Origin of the sequence: Litoribacter populi (assembly GCF_007483685.1) — a bacterium.
Taxonomy (GTDB): domain Bacteria; phylum Bacteroidota; class Bacteroidia; order Cytophagales; family Cyclobacteriaceae; genus Litoribacter; species Litoribacter populi.
Window position 1 is genome coordinate 1,402,710 of sequence record NZ_VMKN01000001.1, and the last position, 12,805, is coordinate 1,415,514.

The window sequence follows — 12,805 nt, forward strand, 5'->3', positions numbered from 1 at the left end:
TAGCTTACTTCGTACTTTGTACCTCGTACTTCGTACTCAATTCCTACTCATCACCGCCCAATTAAAATACCCGTAGAGTTTTCGTAATTCTGCGGGTGTTTTGTTTTCAGCCACTAAGGATTTTATAAGGTCGGTCTTTTTGTTTAGACGCTGGATGATCACATTCGGGCTTAGGCTAAATTCCTCGCTGAGGTTCAAAAGGCAGTCATCATATCGGAGGCGGCAAAGCTGGGCGTGGTAGTAGTATCGGTGGGCTAGCTTCACGTCCCTTTGTTCGAGGTAAACATTACGCTTTCCCTTCTCACCTACCTCATCGGGCAGGGAGCTGGTGATAATCGACTCATAAAGCGCATTCTTACCTCTCATTTAAAAAACTCAAAAACTAATGTTCCAAAAATATGGATATTCCACATATTGTGGCGAAAAAGTTACGCAACTAAAAAAGCCCCTCGATGTTCGAGAGGCTTTAGTAAAAGTAAAAAATCAAAATCAATTTCTATAAATGGCGTTCCGGGCTTTCACTTCTAATTGCTCCCTAGTTTCTTCTGATAAGTTTGGAGCTATTTCAAATCCATCTGTATTTACTACTTTAAAGGATTCAAAGTTAGTAGTCCAAACATTATCCAAAGCCTCCTCCATTTGCCTATGGGTCTTTTCCATGGAGTAAAAGTATAAGGCCGCATTGAAATAAGCCAAGCTATCATTTTTCTCTTTGAACTCTCTTCTTTTCTCCGTTTTGCCGTCATTTTCAAAAACGGTTACCACATAACCCTTTTCAGTTTCGCAACCTACCAAGACCAGCAATAAGCCTAAAACAATAAATCTTTTCATAGTGCTAAGTTTAAAATTGTAGCCAAATTTAGTTATTACGGTGGAAACTCCAATGCTTCATCAATATCCGTCTTCTATCCGGTGTAACTTTAGGCTCCGGCACCTTGATGATCATCTCCGCCGATTCGGGGTAAAGATCGTCCACTATCTCAAAAGCATAATCAAAGGGCTTTGAATTTACGTGATCGATCACCCGCCACTCGGCAAACTTACGCCCGAAATATAGGCCCGCCGACCCGCCGACCACAAACCCGAATCCCAAAAAGGATAGGGCTGTATAGATTGTCATTAATTCGTGCATCATCTCAGTAAATGGGTTTTGATGGTCTTTTTAAAATCCTTTTCAGCTTGGTCAGTCATTTCCTCCGGAAGTCTGACAGTCAACTTACGCTTATAGGCTGGCGCATCAAATAAAGCCATCAGCCCGGCACAAAAAGCCATTATCATATAAACAGGTAACAAAATTATATCCTTAACATTATGGAGCCATGCCCTTGATTCCAATGTATATTCATTGCCATCCTGCTTGAGCTTCCAAAAGTGCCACTTATAAGCCAAGTCTATTCTATTGATGATTTTTACAAATTTCTTTTTCATTTTCATATCAAAATCTAAAGTTTGTCCAGTGATAAATAACCATTGAGCCGCCCGCTCTTTTTACTCCATTTTTCTCCTTAGGCTTATCTCCCATCCAGTACTTCTTAAAATCATGGACGCCTAAGAACCCATCTGAAATAGTAAAATCAATAATCTCCTTTGCAGACAACCTCCGCCCATCTACATGGATATCCATTCCCCATTTACCACCCCAGTCCTTTATTAGTATTCTCACGTCTTGAGTGCTTACCAACTTTTCCTGACTGGAAATTTTCTCACAATTCTTTGTCCTAAGCCCAGTGTACATGTGAATAGTCTCCCCGATTTTAGGAGTGATTTTCCTCCTAGTTCTGACGGTAAAAATTTTAGTACCGTTCTCAATCGGCTCTTTAAACCTCTTTTTAAATCCTATCAACATATCAAATCCCTTTTTCCAGTTGTTTTCTCCTTTTAAAAGCTTCTATCATTTCCGCCTTTTTCAGGCTGGGGTCTACTCCTGTAAGCTGGCTCAAGGCCGTTTTATTTAGCTTCATGAGTTCCTTTTTCCACTCATCGCCATATGGCTCATAATCTTTTTCTATGGAAAGTATTCCTGCCCATGGGTAAAATTTAATAAAATCTTCCTTAGCCAATTCCTCAGTATCTGCTTCAATTTTAGTAGACCATTGAGGCTTATCTTTCACCCTAAGCCAGGCAGCGCCTGTATAAACTATTTTAAAAACCATTTTAAATACCTTTTAAGAATGACAAATAAACCTTTTCAAACGTGGTGACCACCGCTGGCAAATCCTCATAGGGGATTTTGTCTAGTGGCCTTTTCTGCTTGGTGTACTTTTCACACCAAGCGTTGACCCGCCTCATATCTACCTTGCCGCTCGACAGCTCCCAGCCCATCTCATGCGCCATGCTTAGGATTTTTCCAACCATGGCATCTTTATCCGACTTGCCGATGAGAGAATCTATAAGTGCATTGGTCTCGGCGTGGGTCATGTCAGTGAGGTGGGTAGTACGCCCGTTGGTGTACTGCATTACTATTTCCTCTTTATTGTCAGTCCATCCTTTTTTTGCAAGGAGACCTCTTACGAACTTGATTTGATTGGTTGTCATATTAGTAGAATTCAGCTGATATCTTTGTTGCCAGTGCTCTCATATACTTTGCTTTTTCTTTCCACTGCTCTCTTTTATCCATTTCGGCAGCAGACCCGTAACCTGTCAGTTTTCTATTTCCTATCTGAAGGCACCGCTTTTCTTCTCTGTCCAAAAGGGTCAGGACTGTTCCAAACTCCTCTTCGTCAAGTAATTCACTTACTGTTTGTCTCATGGTAGTTTTTCTAGAATTTCATCCACCCTTGATACCATCCCCTCAAACTCCGAATCAGGTACGCAATCAGGATGCACATTCATTGAATTTCTGATTCCCTTTACAGCCTTCATTAGAGACTCATACTTTTCAAGGGGTATGATTAAAAAATCATTTTGCACCCATGGCAGAATCGTAAACTCCTCTTCTACCCACTTAACACCAGCTTCAAAATCCTCCGAAATAGCTTTTACTGCGGCTTTGTTTTTAAGTTGGTCTTCACCTAATTGCTTTTTGGCATGTGCTTTAGAGGCGGCTTTAATTGTTTTTCTAATTGTTTTGTTTTCCATAATCATTTTTTTGTCTTTTAATGTGAAGTTTAGCTTCTTTTTTAGTGGCAAATGTCCCGCAATACATAGGGGAAAATCCTCCAAAAAAAACATCATATGAATTACTTCCCTTATCAAATTTGATTGAATACCTTTCCATAATTTCTAGCTTGTTATTTGGCTCCATGGATTCTGGAAAGCCTCTTTTTTCAAATAATTTTCCGGGTCTAGTTTGGCACGGTTGCCCATCCGTTTGAGGTAGCTGTTGTAAGCTGGAATGCTCATGAGGCAGGTTATTTTTTCAGCATCGGTAAGCTTCTTATACAGCGGCTCACAGCGCTTGCGGTTTACCTTCTTTCCGTAAGCTTCCCAGAAGGCATCAAAGGAAAGGTCGGGTGGAATCATCTCCAGTTTGCCTTTTATTTTGCTTCTGATTTCTTCCAGATTTTTCAAACTGAGCGGCAAGTGAGTAAGTATCCATTTGATTTGCTCCTGATTCATCGAAGCGTTGTTGTGGAAGTAGGCCAAAAACCCGCCCACGTAGCCAAAAACAACGTTTCCAGAAAAACTGGAACTGGTCAAAACATATTTTTCCATGTGCTTTACCCCTCTGTTTCTAGTAAAACTTTTGACGCTACCCCCCCCTTTTCAGAGTGGATTTTGATGCTTTCCCCCTCCCTTTCGGAGTCGGAATTTTCAAAAAGCCCCGCCTGTTGGTCTGGCTTTTTACCCTTTGCCCCCTTGCCTTTCTTGGGGGTTCCTTCCGTTACCCGCTTGGCGAAAAAGGCGGGATTCAACTCCCTTGCCCTTTCTTCCCACACTAGGTAAGGCTCAAATCCCCCAAAGCGGTTTTTCTCGGGATGGGCAATATACTTGCTGACAAATATTCCCATACCGCCATCAAACAGGATTTTCGAACTGATTTCCTTTTTCAATGCCCCGTTCTTATTGGAATGGGAAATGAAAATAAAGGCCTTCTTTTGCCCGTACCTGTTTTTGAGGTAGGTGTAATCGGCCCAGCTGAAACCCGTATAGTCTATACTGTCTATAAAGATGAAATCGGGACTGTTACGCTTTTTGAGGTAGTTGTCCAGGTCTTCTAATAGACCTACCCCCTCTGTGCCTTCTATGGGGTCTATGGGGTAGAATACCCCGCTTTCCTCATCCATCCGGTTCCGCTTGGTAGCTTCCTGCAAGTCGGAGCCGTGGCGCTGTTCGTAGGAGAGCCATGCTACCTTGCCAAACTGGCAAAGCATCTTAGCCATCTGCATGCAAAACTCTGTCTTACCGTTGCCCGAAAACCCGTAAATCACTGCACTGAAATTATATGGTATTTTACCCAGTGTCCCTGCAAACTTTGTATCACCGATGGGCAGGAACTTAAATCGCATCTGGTGAAACTGCTTTACTCCAAGTACTTTCATTTGGTCTTATCTCACAATTTTTTGTTTCAAAATAGAACCACAACTCCCGCACTTCACCACGTCTATTCTCCCCCTCGTACAGGAGTCGTAATTCTCTACTTCCTTAGGCTTCTGATTTGGGCAACACTGCTTCATGTTCCTTTCTCATTAGCTCCGCAATCATTTCAGCCACACCGTCTACTCTTTTACAGCAGGCTTGTTTTAATGGGTGTTCTATACCCCTTCTTTCCAATGTCTCCTTAGCCGCGATGTATAGAGCCCCCGCTTTTACCAACTCCCTTATTCGGCCTTGAATGCCTTGTTTGGCAGTGGGTTTCCAACTTTTAATGTGCCAAGGCCAGCTAAAAGGATATTCAGTCCTATGCTCGGGTTCCATCTGATAAGTTGCCGCCGCCAATATTAAGTCCTGAGGATTGTTCCAATTGTCGTCATGTTCCGGGGTGAAGCCCTTTACCTCAATTTGCCTTTTCCTCTCATCCTTGATGAGTTTAATGGCCTTCTGAAGGTGTGTTAATTCAGTCATATCGAAGCAAAGTTTAGCTGTATATCCTCATACTCACCCCGCTCATTCCTTACCCATACTTGGTAATACTCCCTTGTGCCCGGTCTCCTGATAGCCTTATCAATAAGCCCCATTGCTTCCGTGTAAAGTGGCTGGTTTATCCTGCTGGTATATCTCCTTAGACCAAGCACTTTCTTTGTATCAAGCTTTCCGTTTTGCCTGTTGAAAGCATCCATAACTAGCGGCTTCATATAATCTTTAGCCCCATCAAGCCCAACTCTTAAAAATTCGTCCAGCTTGTCTTTAGCCAGCTGGATAGTGTTCTCGTCGAATACAATAATAGAGTTCACCTTTACCATTATCTTAATACTCCTGTCGAAGTTGTAAAAGGTTGCGGAGCCTTTCCCCTTGCCTAACTGACCATTTTCTTTCACAAATAGCTCGTATAAACGCTCCGCCTCGGCTATAAAATTCTCCTTGAAGGATGTTAGCCCATAGTGTAGCTTTGAGGCCTCTGTAGCCAGTTTAAATAGGCTTACTTCAGCGGCTCTTTCAAACTTGGTAGTTCTGTCATAAGGGATGCTGGTCCCCGCTTCGTCTTTCCACAGCTTATCGCTGGATTTTTGTTTTGTGATGTTCATCTTGGTATTTGTCTAAATGATTGTTTAATTCTGCTAATCTGCTGATCATGTCAAACCTAGTCTGCCAATCGGCGTTTGGGCGGTTGCGTAGCCAGTCCTCGGTTTTTTCGATTTCGGCTAGTACCTCCTCCGGGGTCTGTTTTGTTAATTCCCGGTTATTTGATAGGCTCGTAGTAGTCAATTCCACGTCTAATTTTTGTTTTTTTATAATTATACTTACCCATATAGAATTGAAGCATTTTCCTATTGAAAGGCGTTACATTGCTTGTAGCCTCAAAGGACTTTCCTAGCTTCATTTGTGCCTCCGCTTCATCTCTCGTTCTGACAAAAGTGATAGCCTGACTGCTTTTTGATTCTTCTGATTTTCCCATGTTAGGCATATTCCTTGTCGATATCGTTTACAATCTGCCGGGTGATGATGCATTCATACTGGTAATGTTCGCCCATTGATTGCTCTATCTGGTTGAACCAGCAATACAGGGCTTTGGCCTCCTTGCTGTTGAGCTTCAGGCTGAATCCCGTTTTGTTGTTGAATTCGGCTTTCTTTATCTTGGCCCTGATGCGGTCATTTACCCCGTCCACCAGTTCTGTCAAAAGGCTATCAGCCATATTGGTAGGCTGGTGCATTCTGAGTGCCGCCGTGAGTAGGTAATGGATGCCTTCCAGCTGGGTTCTATTTAGTTTGAAGTTCATATTTCTCTAAGTGATTTTTGATATTCTGGTACCGCTGAGATACTTCCTTATAGATTTTTACATGTTGGCGGATTTGGCTTATTTGTTTGGTCACATTAGACCTGTCACGCCGGGTGAAATCTGCTATCTCCCAATGCCTATATTCTTTAGAAAGGAATAGATAAAACATCTGCCTAGCCTCAGAAAATGGCTTTTTCTTTGTGAAGCCTAATAGTTCGCTTTCCTTGATGTCATATTCCAGACATACCGCTATCAATACCTTTTCTTTCATCGCATCACCTCCTTTATTATGCGGTGCATCATAGTACTGTATGTCCGCTCCAAGATTACCGAGTGGGGGCGAAACCCCACGTCATTGGCATCGTGCAGGGCCGTGTAGGTCTGCAACCTGTCATCCAGCCCCATGCTATAGGCTACCTCCAAAAAGAGCCTGTCACGCTTCAGCCAGTGCATTTTCCACCAGCTCCAAAACTCCTTATGATACACTACCTCGCGCACGATGGGAAGATCTTCCCCATATTCGGCTTTGAGATATTGATAGCCCATTTCCTCCTGATACTGGGCATACTGCATATCATCCCAGTTCAGGGCGTTTTGCACCTGCATTTTTACAGTGGCATTCTCCCTGCGTACCTTTTCTATGTGGGTGATTTTCTTAGTCTGCGTTTTCATCGTTTAGGGTATCGTTAAAAAGTTCCATTGCTTTCTCTGTAGAAATATTCTGTACTGAGGTGATTAACAGACCGTGGTCATCACCACCCGTTTCCATATCATGAAAGGAGGGCTTATATCCTTTGTCCATAATATCCGTTATCGCATCCTCAATGCCTTGCCAGTCTGGCTGTGCTTTCCAATCCCAAGTAAAGGCGTGGTTTATGATTATATATTCTTTGCGTCTGTACATGATTACCCCCTGTTCTTTTCTGCGTGTACCAATCTCTTTACCCTCCTCAAATCACCCTCAGACTCATTGATGATGCGCTTTACTGTAAGGGCATCCTGCACCCCGTTAGCCAAGCAAATGGCGGTAATATCCTTGTCGTTAGGCTTTGGAATAGGAATGAATTTCCGTCCAAGACGGCTGTAAATCTCCTTATACCCCTTGCGGTTGAGTCTTAAGCCCTTCTCTATCCGCTTCTCTAGGTGGTCGGTTGCCATCAGTACTATCCCGCATTTGCCCTCTAGCATGTTGTACAGCGTGATGAAAAAATACAGTACCTGATCACTCAGCTTGTCAGCCTCATCAAGGATGATAATGGGGTTTTCCGCCCGCTGGATGCTCGTGATTATATGGTGCATCATGTCCGCTACCGTGTAGCCTCCCGAGTCCTTACCCATCACCCTAAGTAGCTCGGATAGGAAAGTTTTCCTATTGTACCACTCGTTGCACTTCACCATAAAGACATTTTCCTTTGCCGTAAAAAGCTCCCCGGTAAAGGTCTTACCCGTACCCGCCTCGGCTATTATTCCAAATACGTTGGCATGTAGCCGGGCATCCTCAAAAAAGACATTCAGCCCCTTGCTTGAGCGGGTTTCCACGGCTACCCAGTCTTTTACCATTACCTGAATGGCCACATTCCTCCAAGCCTCATCACTGATGGCATCCCATTTGCCATTTAGCATATGGGAAATGTAAGCCCCGCTTACTTTTGTAAGCTGTTTGGAAGCCTTGTTAGCCGATCCGCCAGCCACATTTTGCACGTAGTTGCGTAAATCCTCAGCGATTTGCTGTTTTCTGTCAGTCGAAAGTGTTTGATTTGTACTCATATTCATTTTTAGTTAAGATTAAGGCGGTTGCCCCTCGCACGGGTGCCGCCATTTTTTATTGATTTATACTAAGTCCCAAGCGTTAAATTCGTCTTCATCATCCTCGTTGGGTTGGGTAAGTTTACCCGCCCCGTTGCCCATTGCCGTTACTAGCTTTTGGTCTAAATGGGTTACCGATTTCGTCATTACCCCAGCCTGTAGCCTGGCTTCGGCATCCGCCAGAAGCCTGCCTTCCACGTCTCCGGCCCACTCCCTGATAAATGGTATTAGGGTGTTACCCTCCTGTTGCAATGCCCGTATTCTGGCCGCATCACCCTCTTCATAGTCAGCCAGTGCGGCTGGTGTTCTTCTGAACTCCTCCGCGACAAAGCGGGTGGTTTTCCCGTCCGTTACCAGTACCTTGCTTAGGTCTGAGGGGTCATATATCACCTGCATTTTCTTACCGATATGCTGTAGGATTTGCCCTTGGCTCAATTCGTATTGGCGCTTTTGGCCCATTAGGGTAGGGACAATACCCTTATCCGTAATGGTGTTCTTTTCGATGTGCTTTACCCCAAAGGTGGATAGGTACATTTCTTCGTTGAAAATGCGTTCTTGGCTCTTTTTGCTTGCCATGAGTGCAGTTAGCCACTCCTGTTCTCTAGTCATGTCGCATCCTTTGCGCTTGGTATTGCGGAGAGCCTGTATAAAAGAGGCAAGTAGATATGGAGCCTCCTCTATATGAGGGAAATTCTTGGTAGAAAGGGTGTCTGGGTTGAGGTTTTCCTTTGCCTTAATGTTATGCCCTGCATAGTTCTTAGGGAACATTTTCTTAAGTACCTGATGCCAAGTTGTGCCAAAAGAACCTTCCACATACTTGGAGTATGGGTTTTTAAGCTCTGCCGGGGTACTCTTGGCCATAGACTTGTAGAACTGGCCCAATTCGTTTTCCTGTTTGTTATCCAATGCCCAGCGGTCAGTTTGTATCTGTTGCCACATGTACTGATTCCCGGTCATTTTCTTCACATATCTGGCGGCATCCCTATAGGCATCCTTAATGAGCTGGATGGTTACCGTATGGCCAGCGGCATAGCCCAAAGGCATATCATTGTAGGTGTCATAGACCACGTATAGGGTAAGCTTAAACCACTTGTTTTCGGGTATTACCCTTGTCTTTCCATTGCGGACAATGGTGGTTTCCGGCTTGTAGAAATATACGTCCCACACGTTATCATCGGAGTTGATGAATAGTAAAGGGGCACTGGCTCTCTCTCTGGATATCTTCTTTTTGATTTTAGCCCTGACCTTACCCTCACCTTCTTGGAATAATAGGAGGTAATTTTTCCACTTTTTCCGCCAGTACCCCACTGTACCCGGTGTAATATCATCCTTACCGTTTTCCCTTGCCCAATCATTATAGGCATCGGCTATCACGGTATCATCATGTCGGTTTCTTTGCTTTAAAAGAGCTTTCAAAAAGTCCTCATCCACCTTTTTGGTATAGGAGTTGCCAAACTTGTGAAGGTTAATCAATTGCTCATAGCCCCCTTCTTGATACTTTTTGAGGGCTGTTTTAAGCCTTTTACCTTCTTTGTCGGCTGGAAGCTTGACGTTTTTCAGCTTAATCATTTCAGAGGCCTGTTGCCAGAATTCCATTACCGAAATATTGAGCTCCCTTTTCAGAGCCTTTTTATCCTGGGTAAGCCTGCCTAGCATGTTGAGCCAAGTCGCCGCCTCTGTATATCGGTGGACGTAATTGATTTGTGGCTTACCCTTAAGGTCTTTATCTGTGGCTGGGAGCTTATCCCCATTGGGAAGGATGTAATCAGTGTAAAACCGCTGGGCTTTGAAATCCCATTCCAGACTGTTAAGGATGGGCTGGCGGGAGGCATATACATAAGGGTCGCCATACAGCTCCCTTACCATTCGCCTGTACTTGATGGGCAAAGATTCAAATTCAATGAGTACTTTCCTGCCATTACCCCCAATGCCATGGACGGTAATGTTTCCTTTATCCTTATGATAGTAGAAGTTATCTCTATTGAAAACAGAGGGAACTAACTCATCATACTCAAGGCAAAGTTTACTGAAATGGTACTCCATAAATTTAAAAACTTAGATGGTTCCCCCCGGGGCCTCGAACCTCGGCGACTGCCAGCGGGAAATTTTTACTATTTGTTTTTGATGATTCCTTTTAGTTTATTTAAAAGCAAGCTGTTGCTATCATCAGCCACCTGATCCACTGTCAGTACCTTTTGCGCCATTGGGCTGTCTTTTGCTACTACCCCCGCACGCAACTTCTTCACATAGCTCACCGAGCATCCCACCAACTCTGCCACTTCCTGAGCGGAAAACCTGTAGCTTTTTTTGGTACGTCTTGTTTTTTTATTTTTATCTTTGGTCATAATGTTTGTGCTTTACGGTTCAAATATACTAAAGAAAAATTAAGTACCAAATATCTATTAAGTAAATGGAAGATTTTTCTTCACGGCTCGAAAAGGTGCTTGAACACCTCCAAATCACGCCATACAAGATGGCGAAGGATATTGGCACGTCCGAGGCTGTGATTTCCAATGCAAAAAATGGCAAGAATAAACCGAGCTATGACTTCTTAAGTAAGATACTTAATTTTTATAAAGTACTTAATGCGGAATGGCTAATAACGGGTCAGGGGGAAATGCTAAAAAGTGGCATAAAAAATGAATATACCCCCCGTCCCTCGGGAGGATATGAAATCGTTGCTGATACTGAAACTGCATATACCCCTAAGCCCCCAAAGGAAAAACTACACCCAAAACAGGCTGAAAAACTACACCCAACCCTACACCCAACTCCCGAAAAGTGCGCATTATGCCATGAAAAGGAGCGGGTCATAGAACAGCAAAAGGAGACCATTGACACCTTAAAAGAAGTCAATAGCCTCCTACGTTCGAAGCTGGAAGAAAGGGAGGGGCGGGGAAACCGCCGGGCAGGCTAAAAGTAGTATATAAGCGGATTAAGGGGCTATTAACCTCCATTGTCCCGCTTTTAGCCTCCTAAGCAGAAAAGGAATTCAAACAATTTTTAAACCTATTTAAAAAGACTTTTAAAAAATTCAATCATGATTCAAGCAAATTCAAGCGTCCGGTACATCTGGTTTTTTACAAATGGCCGTTTCCAGCCTGTTTAAACAGATTTCGCACATCTATATTGGTACATCTTGTTTTACCCCCCTTACATTTATACACTAAGGGGTGTAATCATACATACCATAAATTTCCTTTTTAGATGAAAAATAGACAAAGATTTTCTGCCTTCCTGGCATTGACTGTTATGGTGATAGGCGTGTCCTGCTCGGGTGAGGGGCAGGTGGACCGGCAGCATTCCCTGCAGCTTGAAGTAGTGGATTCCCTGGTGGTGGATATGTTGGAGCCCTTAATTTTGGACGATCATCTCCCTGAGGAAGGGCTGTTTTTGTTGAAGGGCGATAAAAACCGCCTGCCTATGCTCGTGGATGAAGGCGGGCGAATCGTCCGTGCCTTTGACATCGCCGAAGACGGGCCCAATGGGGTAGGGGCCGGTGGCGCTTTGGGGTATAAATTCCTGGGCAAGGACAGGTTTGTGGCCCAAGGGTTTTACAACCATTACCATATTTATAACCTCAAAGGGGAAAAGGAGAAGGCTGTTCCCTTCAATGCTGAGGGGCTATACCATATCAAACTGTACAAGAACAGGACGACATTCCATCCCTTCATGAAAGGCGGTCAGGCCATGATGGTGGGGGAGGAACCCAATTCCTACAACCCCGGTGAGATCAGTTTCCGGAAATCAGGGGCAGACTTCTACCGACAGGCCAGGATCCTTTATGCCTACAATTTGGAGACGGAGGAAAACCAACTGTTGGAAACCTATCCGGAGGATTGGGAGCCGAGGGCAAGCAACAGGTTTGTGGGTGAAAGTGCTCCGCTGATGGACTTTAGCAAAAGGAAAAACGAGATGGCGGTTTTGCCCCGGGTGGGCAATCAGCTGTTTCTCTATGATTTTGCAGGAGAAACACCCAGCCAAAAAAGTGTGGTGGAGCTGAGCCACCCCCACCGGCCATCCGAAGCCCCCACTGTATCCCCTGAGGAAGAAGGCCGGATATCGGATTACCCGAATTTCTCTGACCTGAGGTATGCAGGCGATTACATCCTCGTCCAGTTCTTCACCCAGGTACCGGCGGATATCACCAGGGAGATCAAGGCGCAGGCAGGTGAGCAATATGCCAATTCCCCCGAATACAGGGAGGCACGCAAAAAGTATATCAAGCCGTATTTCCTGGTGGTCAAAGACGGCCAACAAATAGGAACGCTGGACGAGGTGCCGGTACATGGGACCTTGGATTTTGCTGATGAAGAAGGCTATATCTATTTCAACGACAACCTAAGCCCTGAAACAGAAAGGGACTATAATGTTTTTTACAAGCTAAGGATTAAGGGGTGATATAAATCTGGCAGGATTATCGCAAGCCTTGATTTAAACCTGGCAGGTTTTTTAGGGTTTCTTTACCTCGTTCCTTCAAAGAAAGCCCCCCTTCCCGGAACAGCCGTTCTTTGTATCCTATACCCATTCTGTCCAGGAGCCATGCCATGTTGAAGCCGGTGACGTAGAAATACTTGGTGCTGGAGGTCTGGTAGCTCCACTTTTAGTTTTGGATGCTGTACTGGCTGAATTGTATGTAAGACCGATATGCCGGATCGGAAAAAAATCAGGGGCTTGCAATA

At 44.2% G+C, this 12,805-nt stretch carries 23 protein-coding genes; 2 read left to right on the top strand and 21 right to left on the bottom strand.

The window, feature by feature from the left end; translation table 11 throughout:
- Window positions 1–36: 36 nt before the first annotated feature.
- The 21 genes from FPL27_RS06110 to FPL27_RS06210 all read right to left on the bottom strand — a co-directional run bounded on the left by FPL27_RS06110 (window position 37) and on the right by FPL27_RS06210 (window position 10,468).
- The gene (locus FPL27_RS06110; protein ID WP_143960244.1) at window positions 37–366 is read right to left on the bottom strand and encodes a hypothetical protein; all 330 of its coding nucleotides are present in this window, start codon (window positions 364–366) and stop codon (window positions 37–39) included.
- 123 nt (window positions 367–489) lie between these two features.
- A complete protein-coding gene (locus FPL27_RS06115) occupies window positions 490–831 on the bottom strand; it encodes a hypothetical protein (RefSeq protein WP_143960245.1) in 342 nt (113 codons plus the stop codon).
- A gap of 28 nt (window positions 832–859) precedes the next feature.
- The gene (locus FPL27_RS06120; RefSeq protein ID WP_143960246.1) at window positions 860–1,135 is read right to left on the bottom strand and encodes a hypothetical protein; all 276 of its coding nucleotides are present in this window, start codon (window positions 1,133–1,135) and stop codon (window positions 860–862) included.
- Entirely contained in the window at window positions 1,132–1,428 is a 297-nt protein-coding gene (locus tag FPL27_RS06125; protein WP_143960247.1) for a hypothetical protein, read from the bottom strand. The genes FPL27_RS06120 and FPL27_RS06125 overlap by 4 nt, the downstream gene beginning before the upstream one ends.
- Window positions 1,429–1,435: 7 nt before the next feature.
- Window positions 1,436–1,846 carry an ASCH domain-containing protein gene (locus tag FPL27_RS06130; RefSeq protein ID WP_143960248.1) on the bottom strand — a complete coding sequence of 137 codons (411 nt, stop codon included), beginning with the start codon at window positions 1,844–1,846 and terminating at the stop codon, window positions 1,436–1,438.
- Window position 1,847: 1 nt separating this feature from the next.
- Window positions 1,848–2,153 carry a hypothetical protein gene (locus FPL27_RS06135; RefSeq protein ID WP_143960249.1) on the bottom strand — a complete coding sequence of 102 codons (306 nt, stop codon included), beginning with the start codon at window positions 2,151–2,153 and terminating at the stop codon, window positions 1,848–1,850.
- Window position 2,154: 1 nt separating this feature from the next.
- Window positions 2,155–2,535, bottom strand: coding sequence for a hypothetical protein (locus FPL27_RS06140; protein WP_143960250.1), 381 nt, complete (start codon window positions 2,533–2,535; stop codon window positions 2,155–2,157).
- A gap of 1 nt (window position 2,536) precedes the next feature.
- Window positions 2,537–2,749 carry a hypothetical protein gene (locus tag FPL27_RS06145; protein ID WP_143960251.1) on the bottom strand — a complete coding sequence of 71 codons (213 nt, stop codon included), beginning with the start codon at window positions 2,747–2,749 and terminating at the stop codon, window positions 2,537–2,539.
- Window positions 2,746–3,078, bottom strand: a complete 333-nt coding sequence (locus FPL27_RS06150) for a hypothetical protein (RefSeq protein ID WP_143960252.1) — start codon at window positions 3,076–3,078, stop codon at window positions 2,746–2,748. The genes FPL27_RS06145 and FPL27_RS06150 overlap by 4 nt, the downstream gene beginning before the upstream one ends.
- 144 nt (window positions 3,079–3,222) lie before the next feature.
- Entirely contained in the window at window positions 3,223–3,654 is a 432-nt protein-coding gene (locus tag FPL27_RS06155) for a glutathione S-transferase family protein (RefSeq protein ID WP_143960253.1), read from the bottom strand.
- A 5-nt stretch (window positions 3,655–3,659) separates the two neighbouring features.
- Window positions 3,660–4,481 carry a P-loop NTPase family protein gene (locus FPL27_RS06160; protein WP_143960254.1) on the bottom strand — a complete coding sequence of 274 codons (822 nt, stop codon included), beginning with the start codon at window positions 4,479–4,481 and terminating at the stop codon, window positions 3,660–3,662.
- Between the two features lie 103 nt (window positions 4,482–4,584).
- Window positions 4,585–5,004 carry a hypothetical protein gene (locus FPL27_RS06165; protein WP_143960255.1) on the bottom strand — a complete coding sequence of 140 codons (420 nt, stop codon included), beginning with the start codon at window positions 5,002–5,004 and terminating at the stop codon, window positions 4,585–4,587.
- A complete protein-coding gene (locus tag FPL27_RS06170) occupies window positions 5,001–5,624 on the bottom strand; it encodes a DUF3164 family protein (protein WP_143960256.1) in 624 nt (207 codons plus the stop codon). The genes FPL27_RS06165 and FPL27_RS06170 overlap by 4 nt, the downstream gene beginning before the upstream one ends.
- A 155-nt stretch (window positions 5,625–5,779) precedes the next feature.
- On the bottom strand, window positions 5,780–5,995 hold the full coding sequence (locus FPL27_RS06175) for a hypothetical protein (RefSeq protein WP_143960257.1): 216 nt from the start codon (window positions 5,993–5,995) through the stop codon (window positions 5,780–5,782).
- 1 nt (window position 5,996) lies between these two features.
- Window positions 5,997–6,317, bottom strand: coding sequence for a hypothetical protein (locus tag FPL27_RS06180; protein ID WP_143960258.1), 321 nt, complete (start codon window positions 6,315–6,317; stop codon window positions 5,997–5,999).
- Window positions 6,298–6,588: a hypothetical protein gene (locus FPL27_RS06185; RefSeq protein WP_143960259.1), complete on the bottom strand. Its 291-nt coding sequence runs from the start codon at window positions 6,586–6,588 to the stop codon at window positions 6,298–6,300. The genes FPL27_RS06180 and FPL27_RS06185 overlap by 20 nt, the downstream gene beginning before the upstream one ends.
- Window positions 6,585–6,989 carry a hypothetical protein gene (locus FPL27_RS06190; RefSeq protein WP_143960260.1) on the bottom strand — a complete coding sequence of 135 codons (405 nt, stop codon included), beginning with the start codon at window positions 6,987–6,989 and terminating at the stop codon, window positions 6,585–6,587. Before FPL27_RS06190 ends, FPL27_RS06185 begins: the two co-directional genes overlap by 4 nt.
- The gene (locus FPL27_RS06195; RefSeq protein WP_143960261.1) at window positions 6,973–7,221 is read right to left on the bottom strand and encodes a hypothetical protein; all 249 of its coding nucleotides are present in this window, start codon (window positions 7,219–7,221) and stop codon (window positions 6,973–6,975) included. The genes FPL27_RS06190 and FPL27_RS06195 overlap by 17 nt, the downstream gene beginning before the upstream one ends.
- A 2-nt stretch (window positions 7,222–7,223) precedes the next feature.
- Entirely contained in the window at window positions 7,224–8,084 is an 861-nt protein-coding gene (locus tag FPL27_RS06200) for an ATP-binding protein (RefSeq protein ID WP_143960262.1), read from the bottom strand.
- A 63-nt stretch (window positions 8,085–8,147) separates the two neighbouring features.
- Window positions 8,148–10,166 carry a Mu transposase C-terminal domain-containing protein gene (locus FPL27_RS06205; protein WP_143960263.1) on the bottom strand — a complete coding sequence of 673 codons (2,019 nt, stop codon included), beginning with the start codon at window positions 10,164–10,166 and terminating at the stop codon, window positions 8,148–8,150.
- 68 nt (window positions 10,167–10,234) lie between these two features.
- Window positions 10,235–10,468: a hypothetical protein gene (locus tag FPL27_RS06210; protein WP_143960264.1), complete on the bottom strand. Its 234-nt coding sequence runs from the start codon at window positions 10,466–10,468 to the stop codon at window positions 10,235–10,237.
- Between the two features lie 65 nt (window positions 10,469–10,533).
- Between FPL27_RS06210 and FPL27_RS06215 the strand changes: the two genes are divergently transcribed.
- On the top strand, window positions 10,534–11,040 hold the full coding sequence (locus FPL27_RS06215) for a helix-turn-helix domain-containing protein (RefSeq protein ID WP_143960265.1): 507 nt from the start codon (window positions 10,534–10,536) through the stop codon (window positions 11,038–11,040).
- Between the two features lie 290 nt (window positions 11,041–11,330).
- Window positions 11,331–12,524 (top strand): DUF4221 family protein, encoded by a 1,194-nt coding sequence (locus tag FPL27_RS06220; RefSeq protein ID WP_143960266.1) that lies wholly within the window; start codon window positions 11,331–11,333, stop codon window positions 12,522–12,524.
- Window positions 12,525–12,805: the final 281 nt, after the last annotated feature.